The following is a 19,537-nucleotide window of genomic DNA, read 5'->3' on the forward strand; positions in this document are numbered from 1 at the left end:
TAATTAATCATTACCCATCTAAATTTGCATAAGAAATACTCCGCTTTATGATGACAGTCTGTTTAATCTTGTCATCATATGCGGAGTCGGTATCATTAATCTACGCAATGACGTACTTATAAGGCAGCCCTTTTTTCACAGAGGGCCTTCCATCATTGTTGAAACGTTACATTAATCTGTACAATCTCGGATCGACTGCTCGTGCGAATCGGAGGTCCCCAGAAGCCAAATCCAGAGGTCACGATAGAGTGCATTGACCCTTTTTGCAGATAACCCCAATCATTCTCGTAGATGGCCTTAGTAATAAACTGAGCGGGTGCGATCTGACCTCGATGGGTATGACCGGACACAACCAAATCTACATGGTTCTGCTCCGCAATATCCAAATCATAAGGCTGGTGATCCATCATGAGCACAGGCTTGCTCAAGTCGGTATCCTGCATCAACGCTGCCACTTCTGCCCGGTCCTTCTCGGTCCGGTCTTTACGCCCAATCAGAGTTATCTTATCGTCCAGGGTAATCTTGTCATCATACAGGACCTGCATATTACTCTTCTCCAGTGCGGCAATTAAATCCTCGATCGGACCATTGAATTTATCGTGATTGCCCAGTGAGGCATATACTCCGTAAGGGGCCTGAATGCCGCTGATAATATCCGCGATCCCACTCTTGAGATACATATCCAAGTTGTCATCGATAATATCACCAGGATATAGCACTAGATCTGGCTTCAGTGCGTTAATTTCCTCCACCATACGTTTGGCGTGTGCAGGACCGGACAGCAGTCCGAAGTGCATATCTGCAGCCATGACTATGTTGAGGCCGTCGACACCTTCCACTTTTTTATCAATCTGAATATTATATTGCCTGACAACTGGACTATAGGCGTTATAGATACCGTAACCCAGTGTAGACAGCAACAATACAAGTGTAACCACACCCGCCCATTTGTGGGCATGATGTCTTGGAATTCTTGTCAGTCTAAGAATCCATAACGTCAAATGAACAACCGGCAAGATCATTAACAGCAACGAGAAGATAGCCAGCCAGTATGAGCCGATTATGCTCAGGAAGGAGAAACTTCCAAACAACCGTGCCAGTATGAAGGATACTGCAAAGAATACAAGCGCAACGATGTAAAACCAACGGAATCTCGCTGAGACGACAGGCTTCATCCAGCTCCAGCCGCTCCGCCCTATGTAAAACACTAATAAACCATATACAATCAAAAACAATATGCCTGCAAGTACAAACATGCCCCGGTTAACCTCCACGTCAATAAGTTGATTGCTGAATTCAGTTAGAAAGCTTCCTATCCGTTTGAACAAGTATAACGTAGTTAAGGGGGTCAAAACATCTGTTTCGAATCATAGATACGTACATTTTATTACAATTTGGTGATACTTAAATTCCAAGCATTCATAAACGGACATTATAGGAATACATTAATCACATGCAGCACAAAAAAGCCGACTCTGTATCCAAACATGAGTTGAACTCATGAACGGACACAGGGTCGGCTGTTCATTTATTACGAATTATTCGTTGGTATCCATCCACTGGAAGTGGAATGAACCTTCTTTGTCCACACGTTTGAAGGTGTGAGCCCCGAAGTAGTCACGTTGTGCTTGCAACAGGTTCGCAGGCAAACGCTCTGTACGGTAGCTGTCATAGTAGGACAACGCGCTGGAGAATCCAGGAACCGGAATTCCTTGAGTTACCGCAGCAGCCACAACTTCACGCCATGCGCCTTGGTAGGATTCAACGATGTTTTGGAAGTATGGGTCCAGAAGCAGATTTTTCAGTTCTGCGTCTTTGTCGTATGCTTCCTTGATATTTTGCAGGAACTGCGAACGGATGATGCAGCCACCACGGAAGATCATCGCGATGTTGCCGTATTTCAGATCCCAGCCGTACTCGTCCGAAGCTGCGCGCATTTGGGCAAAGCCTTGCGCGTAGGATACGATTTTACTTGCAAACAGCGCTTTGCGCACATTCTCAATGAATGCTTTTTTGTCACCGGAGAATGCTTCAACCGCAGGTCCGTTCAGGATTTTGCTTGCTGCCACACGCTCGTCTTTCATCGCAGACAGGAAGCGGGAGAATACGGATTCTGTAATCATGGACAAAGGTACGCCCAGATCCAGCGCGCTTTGGCTAGTCCATTTTCCTGTTCCTTTTTGTCCGGCTGCATCCAGAATGACATCAACCATTGGTTTGCCGGTTTCCGGATCGTATTTGGAGAAGATGTCTGCCGTGATTTCGATCAGGTAGCTGTCCAGCTCACCCTGATTCCATTCGGAGAAGATCTCGTGCAGTTCTTCAACAGAAACATTCAGCACGTCTTTGAGCAAGTGATACGCTTCACCGATCAACTGCATATCCCCGTATTCAATACCGTTGTGCACCATTTTAACATAGTGTCCAGCACCATCTGGTCCGATATATGTGCTGCAAGCATCGTCGCCCACTTTAGCCGAAATGGCTGTCAGGATTGGTTCAACAAGCTCATATGCACTCTGTTGTCCGCCCGGCATGATTGCTGGGCCTTTCAATGCGCCTTCTTCCCCACCGGATACACCCGCACCGATGAAGCGGAAACCTTTGGCTTCCAGATCTTTGCTGCGACGTTGGGTGTCAGGGAAGTATGCGTTCCCTCCATCAATGATGATGTCTCCCTCGTCCAAGTGTGGCAGCAGTTGTTCAATCGTAGCGTCCGTTGCTTTACCCGCTTGAACCATAATCAAGATTTTGCGTGGGGATTCCAGAGAAGCTACGAACTCTTCAATGGTGAACGCACCTGTCAGGTTTTTGCCCTCAGCTTCTTTTAAGAGATCGTTCGTTTTCTCAGGGGAACGGTTAAAAACCGCTACCGAGAATCCTTTGCTTTCAATATTGAGGGCAAGGTTCTTACCCATTACTGCAAGTCCGATGACACCGATCTGTTGTTTACTCATTATGTCCTCCCAATACTCTTTATATATAGTAGGTTAAAATTCGAGATCAGCAATCCTTTATTACTGAACCGTTTTTTTCCAGTCAGCTGCAAACTTATCCATACCTTGATCTGTCAGCGGGTGTTTGGAAATTTGTTCAATGACGGAGAATGGCACAGTAGCAATATGTGCTCCAGCCATTGCTACACGTGTAACGTGGTCCGGATGTCTTACAGAAGCCGCAATAATCTGTGCATCCAGGTTATGTGTACGGAACAGCTCAGCAACTTTGGCAACCAATTGCACGCCATCTTCGGAGATGTCGTCGAGACGTCCCAGGAACGGGGATACATATGTTGCACCGGCACGAGCAGCAAGCAGCGCTTGGTTCACCGTAAAGATCAACGTTACGTTTGTTTTCACACCTTTTTTGGTCAGGTAACGGCAAGCTTCCAGTCCTGCAAGTGTCATTGGCAGCTTGATTGTGATGTTTTTGTCGTTGTTATTGATTTTGATCAGTTCGTCAGCTTGAGCAATCATCTCTTCGGCTGTAATCGCATCTGGTGTTACTTCCGCAGATACGGATTCAACTTCAGGTACCTCACGCAAAATTTCTTCAATGCGGTCTTCAAATTTCACGCCTTCTTTGGCTACCAATGACGGATTTGTTGTTACACCGGACAGTACGCCGATTTTATACGCTTTTTTGATGTCTACCAAGTTTGCTGTATCGATGAAAAATTTCATATTCAATTACCTCCAAGGGATATGTTTGTTTTTTTGATGTTACAGGTTTGCATTAACAGCCATAGGAATTTCAGTTGCATCTTCGGCCTGCTGATCGGCAGGTTGATCAAACCACCAGTGGTGCCCTTCGGCAGCCAGCATTGCATCCGACTCTACCGGTCCATAGCTTCCTGCCGGGTACAAATGAAGTGGGAGCAAATTCTCCTGGAATGCATCCAAGATAGGTTGCACCCATGCCCAGGACAGTTCTACTTCATCCCAGTGGGCAAAGAACGTTGGATCTCCATGCAATGCATCATGAATCAAGTTCTCATAAGCTTCGGCCAGATCCTCACGATCTGGTGACAGATCGATATGAACCGGCTTGAACTCTCCTTTGTTTTGCGGGTCGCTCGCATTCAGCTGCAGTGTCATGCTCTGGTCAGGGCTCATCTCAATCACAAGCAGGTTCGGTTTGGAGCCGTTAACCACGTTGGCCTGTCCGGATGGTTCCTTGAATTCAATGACGATACGAGTTGATTTCTCCTTCATTCGTTTGCCTGTACGGATATAGAAAGGTACTCCGCGCCAGAAGAAGTCATCAATCTGCAATTTCGCAGCAATAAAAGTATCATTCATCGTATTCTCGGCAACACCTGGTTCAGCTGCATATGCGCTAACGGATTTGCCTTGAATGTTTCCTTCAGCATACTGTCCGCGAATAACACTTGCACCCACAGTTTGCTTTTGCAAAGGCTGTATCGATTCCATGATGTGCTTTTTCTTCAAACCGACTTTTTCCGTGGTGCTGTTATATGGAAGCTGGATCGCCATCATCATGAGCAATTGCAGCATATGATTCTGGAACATATCCCGCACGGCGCCTACATGGTCATAATAGGATGCCCGTTCTTCCACACCAACAGTCTCGTTAGCGGTGATTTGCACATTGGAGATGTAACGGTTGTTCCACAGTGCCTTCATGATCGGATTGCTTTGATGCAGGGTTTCAAGACGCTGTACCATCGGTTTGCCCAAATAATGGTCAATTCGATAAATTTCTTCTTCGGTAAACGCCTCGCTTAATTTGCGATTCAGATCACGAGCCGATTGCAGATCATGACCAAACGGCTTCTCGATCACAAGACGTTTCCAGCCCGCTGTAGATCCAAGTCCACTTTCCTGAATGTTCGCTGCAATCGGTTCAAAGAATTCTGGACCAACCGAAAGATAAAATAAACGATTGGACGGAATGCCAAGTTCAGCCTCTCTCTGTTTAACCAAATCTAACAGCTCTATATAATCTTCCTTATGGCTTATATTCAATACACTATAGCGGAAAGCCTGCACGAATGACTTCACAACTTTAGGATCGGCCGGGCGTCTGGAAAATTCATTCAATGATTTTTCCACTTGTGCCTGAAAGAATTCATCAGACCACTCTCTGCGTCCCAAGCCAATCAGCGAGAAGGATTCAGGGAGTTTCTGCTCAATGTATAAATTATATAAGGCAGGATATATTTTTCTTTTGGCTAAATCGCCAGTCGCACCAAATAAAATAATGGTCGTTGGTTCCATCTCACTGTTCTCCTTCCAAGTAACTCTGGTATCTTTGCTGTAGTTACACTATAATACGTTTCATAGCCATACAAGTAATTAATATATTTCACAGGAGCTATAGACCATATCTATGACAACAAATTATGAATTATATAAGGTATTTTACTGGGCTGCCAAAACAGGAAGTTTGACTCAAGCTGCCAAAGCGCTATATATCACTCAACCAAGCGTTAGCCATGCTATCAAACAGCTGGAGGAAAGCTTTGGCCTCACGTTGTTTTACCGGAATTCCAAGGGAGTTGCACTGACACAGGAAGGTGTCAGTCTGTATTCCTATATCGAACAATCCCAGATTCTGATCTCGCTGGCGGAGGAGAAAATGGCCGCCCTGAAGAGTTTAGACAACGGAGAACTGAGGATTGGCGGAAGTGATTCCTTGTTTAAGCATTACATGCTGGCATATCTGGAAGAATTTCATGTCCTATATCCTAACATCAAGCTGCATCTGAGTCATGGAACAACGCCGGAAGTCATCACGTTTCTGAAAGAAGGAAAAATTGATCTAGGTGTTGTTCGAATGCCCATCGTTGATCCGCAACTGGAAGTTCGGGAAAGTATTCAGCTCAAGGACTGCTTCGTTGCGGGTGAACGTTATGCTCAGCTGAAGGATAAAGTCATGACACTGGAGATGCTGCTGGAGCATCAATTGATTCTCTTCTCCCGGAACAGCCGGGTGCGGATGGCGATAACGGAATTGTTCAACAGCTATGGCTATACACTCAAACCCGAGATTGAAGTCGGCAGTGTGGATTTGTTAATTGAATTTGCACGTCGAGGATTGGGCATATCGTATGTAACCCGTGAGTTTATTTCCAAAGAGCTGGAGGAAGGCTCTCTCTTCGAAATTCAGCTGGATGTTCCCCTGCCTCCATCCCATGTAGGCATCATGACAAAGCGGAATATGCCGATTTCCCTGGCAGCGAACCGATTTATGGATCTCATTTTTAAATGCGATTAGACTCTCGGGTCAACAAAAAGTGCCTCATCACCCATACGGATGATGAAGCACTTTTTATTATATACATATGTAAAATGACGAACGAGAAATTATCATAAAGAAAATCAAATTATTTATTGATAACTCCACCTCTTCATTCACATCAATAACGGATTCAATGTCATACTTCGAGTTCTCTTAGTCTTTCCTCAATTCTTCCAGGAATCAAAGCAAACAGTTGGTCCCAGGTCATAAACACATAGGGGTCAAGCACATATTCCTCAAACTCCATAGCAGGTACAAACGCCTTCGTCTGCAGGAATGCCTGCACTCTGGCATTGATCTCTTCATTTGTTTCAAAATAACCTTTGAACATCTCGTTGACTAGCAGGCCGTCACATCCAGCATTAGCCCCGGCTGCGCTGTACAGATCCGGTAACAGTTCAAATACCACAGGCAGCGGTGAAAACGCGTGTTTGCCTGGCTGCGAGTAAAGACACACATGGCGTCCAACCACATTAACCCGATCCTTCAGCAATCCCCTGAGCACTCTGCCATGAAAGCTGGTTTCACAGTCCACAACTTCGCCGTCATGGCCCACATAGATCCACACATGCTCCATTTCGTACAAATGCCCAATTTCGTAATCCCACCAGATCGCAAATTCAATCACATATCGGACGGCATCGGCTGGGAAATGAATTTCCCGGCTAAAGGATGGGGAAGGGCCAGAGCGTTCCAGTATTGAAACACCTACAAAATCCGGATAAAAAGGCTCATTTCGATCAAACATTAATACAGGGGCATAACTCATTGCGGTTTCTAGTATTATATGCTCAGTCATGGTCATAGATGGGTTCCTCCACTTTATTAGTGTATGATCAATTTATGAATTATGCTTGTCCTATTATTGCTCTCACTACTGTGACAAACGAATGTTATCCTTATATTAACAGAGAATTCTGACCGTGTTAATTTGGAACAAAACGTAAGCCCACAACCGAATTTCCTGGTCGTGGGCCTGAATGCGTTCATTGGAGAAGGAATTATATCGTTATCCCTTTGAGTTCTTGGATGATTTGGAAGCTTTGATCGCCTGATCGGAAACAGAATCCACGCATCCTATTGGCGGACCCAAAATAGCGTCATTCTTGATGGAAGCCACTGCCTTGGCATACGCCTCCTCATCAATGCAGTATGCACGATGTGCAACTTCAGGCGGTGTTGCAGCCAGAAAATCAGCCCCAAGCACAATGTCCGGTGTAGGTTGATCAAAAATCGTCAACAGATGCACATCGTCGGTCTCCGCCACAAACCAGTGAAACCACCCTTGTGGGAATATCGAAACTTGACCAGGCTTCAAGTGATAACTTATCCGCTCCCGCTTGAAGGGATCGTAGACAGAGGTTGTAACTTCACCGTTGATCAGAACGACCATCTCTGTCACATTGGTATGCCAGTGTGGCTGAACGATGATACCTTTACTCATGTGTACGTTGAAAAATCCATTTTTGATCGTAGGCAACTGCTCCCCAAACAACTGGGTAATATAATTACGCGAGTCACGCTGATAATTTAAAACCGTTGTCGAATCGGCTGCCAGTTGAACATTCGGGGATTGCAGAATCGGATTAATCATACCGCTGTTTCCTCCTTATAGGCGCACATCTCATTGTTGTACTGTATGCGTTAATACGCGGAGATAATACCGTGGACACGATTGTATTTCAATTTTTATCCGAATGTGTAGCTTCATCTGTCGATCAGGTTCAAGTGAAGAACATTCACTCTCAAGTAAAACACAAAAACGCCCTTTTCCTGTTGAAAACAGGTCTGGGGCGTTAAGTGCTTAATCTATAGTTTGCTATATCTTAAGCAATTCCCGGGTATCTTCCTCCGGCGGCAAATCCTTTCGGAGATATCCGTTCAATCTCTGCCAATTCATCAATGGTGAGAGAAACCTGCAAAGCACCAAGATTCTCGTGAACTCTCTCCAAACTACGAGTACCAGGAATCGGAACGATATGTTCTCCTTTTTCAAGTAACCAGGCGAGTGCAAGTTGAGAGGCAGTGCACCCTTTTTGCAAAGCCAGCTCCTGGATCAGGCGCACGACCTCCAGATTTTTCTGGAAATTCTCACCCTGGAAACGTGGATAATGACGACGATAATCGTCCTCCGGCAGGTCGTCTATCGTTTGGATCTGGCCTGTCAGGAAGCCACGCCCTAACGGACTGTAAGGGACAAGCCCAATGTTCAACTCGCTGAGCAGTGGCAAAATCTCATCTTCGAGCTCACGACTCCACAATGAATACTCCGTTTGGAGCGCTGTGATTGGATGAACGGCATTCGCACGACGAATCGTCTCTGCAGGCGCCTCAGACAGACCTATATATCTGATCTTCCCCTGTTGAACCAGATCGGCAAGTGTTCCCACCGTTTCCTCAATTGGAGTATTGGGATCAGGACGATGCTGATAATAGAGATCGATATAATCCATACCCAGGTTGTACAGACTGGCATCCACTGATTTTTTAATATACGCCGGATCTCCCTTGGGACCCTGGGTATGTGTTATACCAAACTTGGTCGCTACAATAGCATCGGCTCTTCGCCCTTTAAGCGCACGCCCAAGCAATTTCTCGTTACCTCCAAACTGCTGCTTTTCATATTCACCGTACAAATCGGCTGTATCGAACATCGTTATGCCTGCATCCAACGCACCATGAATTGTATGCACCGAATCTTGGTTGTCTGGCATCATCATTACACCCAGCCCAAGCCCGGATACTTGCAAATGATCGCTTCCCAACGTTCTTGTCTTAATCATGCCGTTCCCTCTTTTCGTTATTAAATAGAAAGATATTGAACTTGTACTCATTCTATTTCAAGAACGGAGGCCCAACCACAGTCTGTTTATGCTAGTACTAGAATTACCACCCTGATCGTTACTGTCACTCCACAACGGGTATGTACACACAACAATGAATACCTGACTGTTCATTCAGATTGCTCATGGAAAAGATATCATAGGCATAGGCAATGCCATCCGCCCGATCCGTAGTTTCGAGATAGATTCGGTTGACTTTTTTCTGTTTTATTTGGTGCAGGCTCCAAATGCTATGAAAATCCGTGCTGTCCTCGTTCAACTGTTGAACTATTTTGGAAAACTCAGGTTCACCCGGATACTTGTCATAATACGTACGAAACACCGCTACCGAATGCCGTGCAAATTCATCCCAATTATGCATACGTTCTCGAAGCGTTGCATCCAGAAATAACATTCGCATCATGACACGGTCGTTCACGTTCATCGAGGAAAAGGCGAACAGTTTTTCATTCGCTGCCTCATTCCATGCAAGTACTTCAGACCTTTCATTCGTAATAAAAGAAGGGTATGCAAGTTGACTAATGATGCTCTGCCATCCCTCTTCGAGATGTGAATAGGAGGCAGGAAATTCACGCTCTGCATTGGGGTCCCATAAACGAAATAGGTGGTCCTTCTCTTCCTCGCTTAACTGGAGCGCACGCGCAATACTTTCCATCACCTCGCGAGACGCGTTAACCTCTCTCCCCTGCTCAAGCCAAGTGTAGTAAGTTGCACTGACACCTGCTAGTACAGCAACTTCTTCACGTCTTAATCCCGGCGTTCTGCGCTGTCCATACGATCCGCTGATTCCAGCTTGATCTGGCTGAATCCGGCTCCTCCGAGATTTCAAAAATTCACCCAGTGTTTTACTTCGGCTAATACCTGTAATCATAAATAACCTCCCTTAGATATTTAGATTTCTATGGATTCAATTACGGCTCTATCCAAAATGGATGTGATTAGACGCCTTTGATATCATTCTTTTATTATCATTTTTGCAAAATCCCTAGTTCACAAGAAGCTTAGCATTGATTCATGCAGAACGAAAGGAGCACATCATGGTCCCAACGATCGGAGACATTTACTGTGTATACATCGAAAATTTACAACAATATGCCGCCTGCCAGGTAACTGGCCTGAAAGAAACCGGGAGTAAGGGGCCACGCCAGCTTGCCGCAATCCTGCAATTGGACTGGACAGGAAATCAACAATTTCAGGCCACAGTCTGAAGAAGATGTGACAGAACTAGCCAAACTGCCGTGTTTGACAGATATTCAAATAGACGGATATTCGGAATCACTGATACCATTCCTAGGAGCCGATTATCAATGAACTCCATATCACGAACCACGGTTAAAAGTCGCTGGACCTCAGTAAGAGTCATTTGACCAAACTCGTCATCGATGTCAGCGAATTGGAACTTCTCAATTTGAATACCAAGATGAAAAATCTGAATTTCACAGGAAACCTGTATTCTGGCCTTCGTATTGACGCATATGAGGATGGAAAGTAAAAAAGCAGCTCAAACTTACAAACAACACCTCAATAAAATTCGAAGATTAAGTCAAAATATGAGCGATTCGGGCGTTATATAGAAACAACTGATGTCATTAGTAGAGAAGTACACCGGAGACGTTTAATCAGTTGGACGCCAAAGCTAACTTTATTGAAACAATCGAACGTGAAGAAATTTATAACGCCCTTGTTGGATTGTTGGATCAACTGGAATCACAACCAGGAATGGACCAGACAACTGCTATAAAGGTTAATCGCAAGGAGCTGGGGGAGGTGTTTGAACGTCCGAGAGATTTTTAGATTCAGGGTGAATGAGACAAGAGATTTTTTCTCTTACTTTTATCCGCAAAACGGGCTAAAAGAAAAAGACTGACTCCATGTAGGAATCAGACTTTTATATTTTTCGTATCCATTCTGAATCATTTTACGATGCTTCAACAGTTGTTCCACAATACTCACAATCCGTATATAGCTTCCGATATACCTTCGTCTTGGCCCCACATCCCGGACAACATCAACGACCATATCCAATCTTTCGATGAGATTCTCTTCCATAAGAAGTCTGATCGGCATAGCAATTGAAAAGAACATAAAAAAGAGTCCAAAAAACGCTCTCATCTTCATTCCCCCAAATAACAAATAGAGCAAAACTGATGTTACAACTCGTATCAGCAAAATTAGTCATGGTGTCTATTATGTAAGGCTAGGAGAGTCTCATCGTTGTTCCACAATACTCACAGTCCGCAGACAAATTCGGATATACCTTTACCTTGGCTCCACACCCGGAACAATTCACAGATACAGGTTCTTGCGGTTGCTCGTATTCATGATCGTGGTATTCATCCTCATAATACCCTTCTTCATCATACTCCTTGTCACTGTCGTAATGATATTGATAATGATCAGCCTTGGGATGGAATTTAGGTCGTCTACACATTTTAATTCCTGTAACAAGTACGATTACTCCAGGTATAAAAAGAATAATCGTACTGATAATAGCCATATCGGTTCCCTGGGGAATTATTATTAAAGATAACAAGATTGTCAGAGATGAAAGTATAATGAATATAATTCCAAAAAATCTCTTCACAGCTTTTCCTCCTATGAATTTATGATTTGCTTGTCATGATCTGTTGATTCCGCTCTTTCAAACGGGACTTTAACCTGGACAGTTGCGAAGTGAGACGTTCACTATTTACCAATCCTTCTGCCGCATACTGTGTAGCAATTTCACCGTTCAACAATTCAATATCGTTTAGTATCTGAAGGTCACTGTACTCAAGTGAAACAGGAGTGATTGGGTCGCTATACTTTACCAGTTCAACTAATGATTGAACCGCCTTTCTGTCCTCCTCCATAGTCAGGATGGAATGATCCTCCATCGTATGGAGCAACTGTTGCAAAGCATTTTCGATGGATCTCAAGTTAGCCGTTTTCATTTGTTCATCTGCTTGATGATGACTTGCACTCCGGATATAGATCAATATAATTCCACATAGAATTACTGCCAGCGCTAGGGTTACCGTGTGTAACAAAACGAACCAGCGGAGACCATGAACTGCTGATCCTGTGAACAGGGAGTAGATCATCACACAAATCAGATAAATCACCAACACGATACCTATAGCTGTGTAACCAGGGACAAATCGTTTAAAGCGATCCATATGTAGCATGACATGCCTTACATAAATCCAAATCGCCGTAATCGCGACATAAGAAGCCACAAGATTCATCCAGAAAGAAAACGTTACAATGGCATGACTAAAGACCGTAAAAGAAACGACTGAGGATAACAGCATACAAATCAGATAAATAACATTTAAAATGAGAAGATTGCTCCGTTTAACCATCCTATGCCTGCCCTCCATCTTGCAGATTGTTTCCGCAATCCAGACAGAACTTCTGACCGGGCTTCACTTCATGTTGACATTGGCTGCATTTCAAGGACAGACTGGAGCCGCAATTGCCGCAAAATTTAGTTTGACCCGAATTCATATGATTGCACTTGGGGCATGGGCTAGGCATCGGTTCGTGACACTGAATACAAGCCAAAGCATTCTCCGCATTATCCGCCCCACAGGATGGGCATGCATGATATTTGTCACCACAATTGGGACAAAATTTGGTCCCTTTCTGCAAGGCATGTCCACAGTTGTTACAACCGGTGGTTGCTGATTTTTCGGCAAGTGAATTGCCACATTTGCTGCAAAACGAACTATGCTCCTGGTTCGGATGACTGCAATGCTTGCATATACGTATAGCAGGCGTTTCCGTAGTAGCCATCACTTTGGACATCTGGGACATCTCGCTGCTGAACGATCCTCCCAGTCCAACCCCCATCCCCATTCCAAGCCCAGCACCCATAATATCCGATTGCATGCTTCCTTCATTTTTGGCTGCACCTTCAAGCGTATCGAATGAACGCTCCTGTTGATAAGTGTACCCGATAATATCCATTTCGGCCTTGCGTGCCAACGCTTCTCTCAATCGAATGACCGAAGGGTCCTCTTCAGGCAGATTGACATTATGGATATACAGGTTGACTAACTCAATACCAAACTCTTCAAAAGCAGATGTGATCGTATCAGCAAAATGCCGTGAAATTTCGGCGATATAAGCATTGATTTCCAGTACACTTACTTTTCTATGTATTAGATAGGAGGACAGCATGGAGTTAATGTTCATAATAATTAGCCCACGAAAATAATTGACCATATTAACCTGGTTAAATTCAGGCAGCGTTCCCACTAGTTTGATAAGAAATTTGCGAGAGTCCGCTATTTTTATACCCATCTGCCCAAATGCTCTCACTGGAACGATAATATTATATTTTGGGTCCTGTATCTGAATTGGATTTGCTGTTCCCCATTTCACATCTAATGCGCTTACTTGATTGACGTACCACACTTCTGCTGCAAAAGGTGATTTACCTCCGAACGGAAGGTTAACGAGGCGGTTTAAGATCGGGATATTCGCCGTACTTAGCGTATGTCTTCCTGGCCCAAACATATCAAGCGCCCTTCCATCCTTAAAGAGGATCGCCTGTTGGGATTGATTCACGATCAACTGGGTCCATGTTCCCAATTCACTCTCAGGGTGCTTCCAAGCAAATACATCAGGTGAACCGTCATACTTGATTACGTCAATAATGGCCATTTCTCTTCCTCACTCCAGTAGTAGAATACTATAATTTCATTGTAAAATCGTATAACAATCGCTTGCTAACAATCTAAAATTAAATCATTTCATAGCTTACTTACCTGCTAATCTTTCAACAAAAATGTTTTTCATGTTTGGGCATTGCTATTTTACCATTTATAACCTCCTTTCGCACTAGTATAGTTCATATTTCATGAGATATTTTTCCTATACATGAATGGTAGAGACATTAAAGAACCTCCTGTATATCGACAATATACAAGAGGTTCTTGTGATGGCGGAGGCCCTCCAGTTAATTTAGGAGATTTTCCATATATGATGCGGGATCGCCCATGAACGCTTCGAACGTGGAGATCGTTCCATGCTCCTGATGTTCAATGTCTACGTAGTCAATCATTTTTTTGCTTGGATTCCAGACGATCAGGATATGGGAGTATTGATCCACGTCAGAGGATATGCGCAGCAGTTTCTGTCTGCCCAGCTTCATTTCCACCGTATCGATCAGATGGAAGAATTCGATGTATCCCACGCCGCACGGATTGCCCGGCAAGTCGATTCTGCGCAGACCTTCCGTTAGAAAACGGATTAATTCATTAGGCAGCTTGTAAGGTTTCAAGGCATGTAATTTATTGCCCAGATTGTGAAAGTCTTGGGGCTCATGGGCTTTCAAATACTCTGCCATTTCTTCATTTTTCTGACTGATGGCAATCGTGTATGCTCGTTCCCCATCCTTTTCTTGAATGTAAGCTCCATACCCTGTTTAATGAATTCTTCTACACCAGTAACGTCTCCCTTATAAATCGCCATGGCTTGATCAGGCAACGTTTCAAACGTTCCTTGATTTCCGATTTTGAACGAAGGTGTAACCTCCCTCCGGTTAAATATCTACACGACTATACGTCCTGTAATGCTCATTATTCATAGTATACCTGCTAACCTTTTCATTTGTACAAAGCCTCTACCAAAATCAGGTTCTTGTCCTAAAGCTCAAACCACCCCCGAAACATAAAGTTCCGGGGCTATCATCTACTTTTTAAACTCCATCAATTCAATTCACTCATTTATTCGCTAATCCTGTTGGGTCTGTGGCACAATATCAATGCCCTTCTCCAACCCCTTAATGGATTTAAGTTGGGAAGTGATGGCTGCAATAACGACAACAAACACGCCTGCAATGATAAACAAGAACCCAATGCCCCTTCCCGGACCAACGCCGATGAATGATCCTACGGTCAAGGCCAGCGCTCCACCTTCATCCAACAATGGGTTAAAGACATAGTCTGCCAAAAATCCTGCGATACTGTAGGAAACGATAAAGCCCAATTGCGATAAAATGCCGATGATGCCCCACACCCTGCCTTGCTTCTCGTTGGATATGTTATTACGCACCAATACATCTGCACTCATATTGACAAAGGGCAGGGAGGACAGAAACAGGAAGCCTGCAAGGATAATGAAATATATATTTGTTGTAAATCCCAAAAGGGAGAAGGACAATCCGGACATGATCAGACCCCAAACAAGTATTTTTGAATATTTTTTACTTAGGGTGAACATGCCAATGCACAGACTGCTGATCAACATGCCAATTGCGCTCACCGATTGAAATGTTCCAAGCGTTCTTGATTCAGAGAAGGATAGGATCATAGGACCTATGAGCGTTTCTAGGAATCCCAGATAGAACGTGATAATCGAAATAATGATAACAAGCAGAAGCACGCCTTTATTCGTCGTGACTTCAATCCAGCCTTCGTGAAGCTCAGTCAGCCAAGGTTTCCTCTCATCATCGGTTCGCTCCGCTTTAAGACTTTTCCGTATAACAAGCACTGCCAGGATCGCAACCAGATACGTCAACATATTAATGACCAGAATGACTTCAATCGTTGTTATACTGAGCAGAATGCCGGCTATAATGGGCGAAAATAGAAACTTGGATGATTCTGCAAGCTGCACCAGGCCGCTGCCCTTTGAATATTGATCTTTATCGAGCAAATCGGTGGCTGAAGCCTTGTAGGCTGGACTTTGAACGGCCGAGAACACGGAACTAAAAGCAACACCAGCATAGAGATGCCACAGTTCAATCTTCCCCGTCAGGATCATGGTCAAGATAAAAACTAAACCAGACGCAGAACCAAGATCACCTAAGACCATCATCGTGCGCCGGTCAAAACGATCTGCAAGGACTCCACCTATAGGACGCAACAAGATATTAGGCAGAAAGGCAAACAGGGTAATCAGCGCCACAGCTGTCGCCGTATGGGTTTTCTCAAATGCATACACACCAAGGGAGAATGCCGTCATTCCGATACCCATTGTAGATATGAGCTGCCCGAACCATACTATCAAAAATGTACCAAATGACCTGTGTCCCATCTGTTTCATTGGATAACCCCTCTCCAATTAACCGTGTTAGAACCCTTGATCCGTAAGCCATTTGCCTAACATATTCTCTCTCGTTTTAAGATCATGCTGCTTGTTATACTTGCCAAGGTTACGATCTGCCACCAGTTTGCCGTCTATCATGAATAAAACCCGTTCAGATCGTGCTGCAACCTTAACATCATGGGTGACGATCAATAGGGTTGTTCCAGAAGCATTAATGTCTCCAAGAATATCCATGATTTCGTTGGTTGAACGTGAATTCAATGCCCCCGTGGGTTCGTCTCCAAACAAAATATCCGGCTGATTGATCAGCGCCCTGCATATACCAATTCGTTGCAATTGTCCGCCCGATGCCTGAGTGATATTGTGGTTGGCGAGTTCCTCGATGCCCATTTTTTTCATCAGATTGAGAGCTCGTGTATGAATGGAATCCCTGCTGCTTTTTTTCGCCAGATAGGCAGACAGAATGATGTTGTCGAGCAGATTCAGGCTTTTTAACAGATGCATGTTCTGAAATATAAATCCCATCTTGTTCAAGCGAAGTTGCGCCAATTCTTTCTCTGAAAAAGCAGAAATCTCTTTGCCAGCAAAATAAACACTCCCGCTGCTAATCTGATCCATGCAGCTGACGTTGTAAAGCAAAGTTGATTTTCCCGAGCCCGACGGACCCATAATGGAAACAAATTCGCCCTTCTTCAATTGAAAAGTAATATCTTTCAAAATAGGATGCTTCTCACACTCACCAGTACTGTACGATTTATTCACGTTTTTGGCTTCCAATATCGTAGTCAAGGTCACCCTCCCTATTCGGCAATCATTTTGGAAATGCTGGATTCTTTAATGGATTGAATACTGATTATAGCTGTACAGATAATCGTAGCTGCCAGCAGCAGCGGACAAAGTACATATGACTTCAGCGGATCAATGACAAACACAATATGGGATGCTCCAAAATAAGCCATTATTACACTAATCATTAATTGACCTGCCGTATTCGATAGTACAGTTCCTATAAGAGCCCCAACACCCAAAACAATAAGGGACATCGTTACATATTTGAATTGGATTGAGGAAATTGAAAATCCCAAACTTTTTAATATCGCAATATCACCGTTATCCTTTGCAACAAGCATCTTCAGGAATAACGATGTAATCAGGATCGTGACCAATAATGCTACAACTAGCGCCAACACCGTAACCAGCTTCAGCTGATGAATCGTCCCTCCAAGCGTTTGATATAAATAGCCTTGTAAATCTGTCACCTTTGCCGGTGCAAATGTCTGTGCATACTCCGCAATTTTATCCGAAATTTTACTTCCATCATCTTTCAAATCCAGACTCAAGACATACCAGAGTACACGATCTTGGTTATAAGGTAAGCGTGCTTTTGCAGTTTTTCCGCCATTGGTCACATCCTGATATACACCACTGACAGTCATTGTTTTTTTCTTTCCATTTACTAACAGTATTAAGGTATCTCCCGTCTTCTTTTTCATTTCATTACTGTTCGCATCAGACAAGGCAATTTCATTTTCATTTTTTGGGGCCCCACCCTTCACGTAAGATAAAGGAAACACATTGAAATCTCCAGTCTCCACGCTTAAATGATCATAGCCACCTTCACTGTTCAACACTTTAAATTGGCTTGTGACAAATGCTGAGTATTTAAGTACGTTTGTATCCTTTTGAATATAATCAATTAATTCGGAGTAACGCTGTTCGATATCTTCGGAGTGCCTCAGATCAATACGTATATCGCTTTGACCAACACCCATGTATGAGATGAAGCTTGGGGCTTGTAACGTATTGAGGAAATTAACAGGTACGATCATAATAAATGAACTTATAATAAAAACAAACAATAGCAAACGGAACATGTTCAACCGCTGAATGATGTCTTTTATACCCAGGAAAACCGGAACCGATAACCATCGATTTTTGGATAGGCTGAGCCTGTTTGGACTTATTCTGGTTTCGCCGAGACTGCCCGAACGCAATGCCTCAACAGCTGAAATATGATTAAAACGTCGAAGCACACGGTTGCAGAAAAATACAACGATGGCGAAAATGATGACGGCTGCAAATAATGTGATGACGTAGTGCAACCATGTTTTGGGGGCTGTTCCTATGTACAGCATCATATTGGACATCAGCAAACGGTTCACCAATAGAGAGGTAAAATAGCCTGTAATAGAGCCCAAACCTGCCATAACAACATATTTGCTCAAATAGAGTTTCTTAATATCACGCTCGGATATGCCAATAGCTTTCATGATGCTAATCTCTCGGTAATCCTCTTCAATGGTGGCGAGCATGGTGAAACGGATACATAGTACAGCGATCACTATTAAAATTAAACTGACAAGTATGACTACAGCTGCCACAACCCCGTCGGTTAACGCATTCAACAATTGGAACAGACTATAGTTAACCACAGGACCTGCATTCGGCAAATTCGTATTTTGATAGGCTTGAGTAAAGTCACTGATCATCTGAGGATCTTTAAGTAGGAATTCAATCAGATACTCCGTCTCGCCCGTATTTTGTTTTAAGGACTGAAATTCACCCTGACTGATGACAAAACGTTTGGAGTGAATAATGGATGGATTCATTTGAGCATCACGTACAAAATCCACGATCTTGTAGGTTCTGATGAAAGAATTGTCTTTGATGTTAATGCTGTCACCAATCTTCAGCTTCTTCTGCTGCAAGTAATAAACAGGAACCGCAATTTCTCCATCATTCACCTGCACAATCTCATTATCCAAATTCAGCAGAAAATCAAAATTCTGATTTTGTACGACAAAATCAATATCCATAATGCTGTTTTTCTCGGCTTCCGCTCCAAAAAATAAATGAGAACCGTCTATGTTAATCATTTCTACAATCTGGTGTTTCTCTACCATTTCATTGGCCTGTGCCCACTTATTCACCTTCGTTTCATCCAGTTCACCCGCGTGCATCTGCACAACATGAGGGGTCTCGGATTTCGTAAATAAATAGTGGATTGAACTTGTTAGCTCCATAATCATGCGTGTACCTGAAGACATAAGCAAAGCTGCCAGCAAAATAAAAACAAATAAAGCAATGTTGATTCCTTTTTTCCTCATAAGCTCATTTCTTAACATACGTAATAGCATGAACAACCATTAGCTCCTTTGCATGGAACACTACTTTGGATTAATCAGGACACTATATGTAATTTCTTTTATCGGTATGCCGAACCTTCTGTACCAAAGTTAACATCCCTTTTTGCTGTAAAATACCCCCATTTATATGCTGCACCGAGTGTATCAATAAACATGAACATCTGAATCAGTCTGTGGTCCAGTTTTAACTAATGCCGGAGTCTGAGGTTATAAATTGAGAACTTATTAAATCGTGTGATAAAATAA

At 43.6% G+C, this 19,537-nt stretch carries 20 protein-coding genes; 4 read left to right on the forward strand and 16 right to left on the reverse strand.

The features are described 5' to 3' along the window. Positions 1 to 152: 152 nt before the first annotated feature. From QP794_RS28950 to zwf, 4 genes are all read right to left on the reverse strand, one after another. Positions 153 to 1,256 (reverse strand): metallophosphoesterase, encoded by a 1,104-nt coding sequence (locus tag QP794_RS28950; protein ID WP_285080217.1) that lies wholly within the window; start codon positions 1,254 to 1,256, stop codon positions 153 to 155. Positions 1,257 to 1,538: 282 nt separating this feature from the next. Next, on the reverse strand, positions 1,539 to 2,957 hold the full coding sequence (gene gndA, locus QP794_RS28955; RefSeq protein WP_285080160.1) for an NADP-dependent phosphogluconate dehydrogenase: 1,419 nt from the start codon (positions 2,955 to 2,957) through the stop codon (positions 1,539 to 1,541). A gap of 60 nt (positions 2,958 to 3,017) precedes the next feature. Beyond that, positions 3,018 to 3,683, reverse strand: a complete 666-nt coding sequence (gene fsa / locus QP794_RS28960) for a fructose-6-phosphate aldolase (RefSeq protein ID WP_024630525.1) — start codon at positions 3,681 to 3,683, stop codon at positions 3,018 to 3,020. 39 nt (positions 3,684 to 3,722) lie between these two features. Further along, positions 3,723 to 5,240 (reverse strand): glucose-6-phosphate dehydrogenase, encoded by a 1,518-nt coding sequence (gene zwf / locus QP794_RS28965; RefSeq protein WP_285080162.1) that lies wholly within the window; start codon positions 5,238 to 5,240, stop codon positions 3,723 to 3,725. A 112-nt stretch (positions 5,241 to 5,352) separates the two neighbouring features. On the opposite strand from zwf, the gene QP794_RS28970 reads away from it, so the two are divergent. After that, positions 5,353 to 6,240: a LysR family transcriptional regulator gene (locus QP794_RS28970; RefSeq protein WP_024630527.1), complete on the forward strand. Its 888-nt coding sequence runs from the start codon at positions 5,353 to 5,355 to the stop codon at positions 6,238 to 6,240. Between the two features lie 160 nt (positions 6,241 to 6,400). On the opposite strand, the gene QP794_RS28975 is transcribed toward QP794_RS28970, so the two are convergent. Together QP794_RS28975 and QP794_RS28980 are read right to left on the reverse strand one after the other, a co-directional pair. Further along, positions 6,401 to 7,069 (reverse strand): hypothetical protein, encoded by a 669-nt coding sequence (locus QP794_RS28975; protein WP_285080163.1) that lies wholly within the window; start codon positions 7,067 to 7,069, stop codon positions 6,401 to 6,403. Between the two features lie 204 nt (positions 7,070 to 7,273). Beyond that, entirely contained in the window at positions 7,274 to 7,858 is a 585-nt protein-coding gene (locus QP794_RS28980; RefSeq protein WP_024630529.1) for a cupin domain-containing protein, read from the reverse strand. Positions 7,859 to 7,929: 71 nt separating this feature from the next. Here QP794_RS28980 and QP794_RS28985 point away from each other — a divergent pair, with 71 nt between their 5' ends. After that, positions 7,930 to 8,064, forward strand: coding sequence for a hypothetical protein (locus QP794_RS28985; protein ID WP_285080164.1), 135 nt, complete (start codon positions 7,930 to 7,932; stop codon positions 8,062 to 8,064). Positions 8,065 to 8,090: 26 nt separating this feature from the next. Here QP794_RS28985 and QP794_RS28990 read toward each other — a convergent pair whose 3' ends face one another. Next, positions 8,091 to 9,044, reverse strand: coding sequence for an aldo/keto reductase (locus QP794_RS28990; protein ID WP_285080218.1), 954 nt, complete (start codon positions 9,042 to 9,044; stop codon positions 8,091 to 8,093). 127 nt (positions 9,045 to 9,171) lie between these two features. Continuing rightward, on the reverse strand, positions 9,172 to 9,978 hold the full coding sequence (locus tag QP794_RS28995; protein ID WP_285080165.1) for a helix-turn-helix transcriptional regulator: 807 nt from the start codon (positions 9,976 to 9,978) through the stop codon (positions 9,172 to 9,174). A 166-nt stretch (positions 9,979 to 10,144) separates the two neighbouring features. On the opposite strand from QP794_RS28995, the gene QP794_RS29000 reads away from it, so the two are divergent. Next, a complete protein-coding gene (locus tag QP794_RS29000; protein ID WP_285080166.1) occupies positions 10,145 to 10,315 on the forward strand; it encodes a hypothetical protein in 171 nt (56 codons plus the stop codon). A 415-nt stretch (positions 10,316 to 10,730) separates the two neighbouring features. After that, positions 10,731 to 10,901 carry a hypothetical protein gene (locus QP794_RS29005; RefSeq protein ID WP_285080167.1) on the forward strand — a complete coding sequence of 57 codons (171 nt, stop codon included), beginning with the start codon at positions 10,731 to 10,733 and terminating at the stop codon, positions 10,899 to 10,901. 39 nt (positions 10,902 to 10,940) lie between these two features. On the opposite strand, the gene QP794_RS29010 is transcribed toward QP794_RS29005, so the two are convergent. The 8 genes from QP794_RS29010 to QP794_RS29045 form a co-directional block, all read right to left on the reverse strand. Beyond that, entirely contained in the window at positions 10,941 to 11,192 is a 252-nt protein-coding gene (locus QP794_RS29010; RefSeq protein ID WP_285080168.1) for a hypothetical protein, read from the reverse strand. Positions 11,193 to 11,304: 112 nt separating this feature from the next. After that, positions 11,305 to 11,604 carry a hypothetical protein gene (locus QP794_RS29015; protein ID WP_285080169.1) on the reverse strand — a complete coding sequence of 100 codons (300 nt, stop codon included), beginning with the start codon at positions 11,602 to 11,604 and terminating at the stop codon, positions 11,305 to 11,307. Between the two features lie 106 nt (positions 11,605 to 11,710). Further along, positions 11,711 to 12,451, reverse strand: coding sequence for a hypothetical protein (locus QP794_RS29020; protein WP_285080170.1), 741 nt, complete (start codon positions 12,449 to 12,451; stop codon positions 11,711 to 11,713). A gap of 1 nt (position 12,452) precedes the next feature. After that, positions 12,453 to 13,757 (reverse strand): SPFH domain-containing protein, encoded by a 1,305-nt coding sequence (locus tag QP794_RS29025; protein WP_285080171.1) that lies wholly within the window; start codon positions 13,755 to 13,757, stop codon positions 12,453 to 12,455. A 295-nt stretch (positions 13,758 to 14,052) separates the two neighbouring features. After that, the gene (locus QP794_RS29030) at positions 14,053 to 14,442 is read right to left on the reverse strand and encodes a hypothetical protein (protein WP_285080172.1); all 390 of its coding nucleotides are present in this window, start codon (positions 14,440 to 14,442) and stop codon (positions 14,053 to 14,055) included. A gap of 386 nt (positions 14,443 to 14,828) precedes the next feature. Continuing rightward, the gene (locus tag QP794_RS29035; protein WP_285080173.1) at positions 14,829 to 16,106 is read right to left on the reverse strand and encodes an MFS transporter; all 1,278 of its coding nucleotides are present in this window, start codon (positions 16,104 to 16,106) and stop codon (positions 14,829 to 14,831) included. A gap of 63 nt (positions 16,107 to 16,169) precedes the next feature. Further along, positions 16,170 to 16,934, reverse strand: coding sequence for an ABC transporter ATP-binding protein (locus QP794_RS29040; RefSeq protein WP_285080174.1), 765 nt, complete (start codon positions 16,932 to 16,934; stop codon positions 16,170 to 16,172). A gap of 11 nt (positions 16,935 to 16,945) precedes the next feature. Further along, positions 16,946 to 19,252 carry an ABC transporter permease gene (locus tag QP794_RS29045; RefSeq protein ID WP_285080175.1) on the reverse strand — a complete coding sequence of 769 codons (2,307 nt, stop codon included), beginning with the start codon at positions 19,250 to 19,252 and terminating at the stop codon, positions 16,946 to 16,948. Between the last annotated feature and the right edge of the window lie 285 nt (positions 19,253 to 19,537).

Origin of the sequence: Paenibacillus sp. UMB7766-LJ446 (assembly GCF_030226665.1) — a bacterium.
GTDB lineage: Bacteria > Bacillota > Bacilli > Paenibacillales > Paenibacillaceae > Paenibacillus > Paenibacillus vandeheii.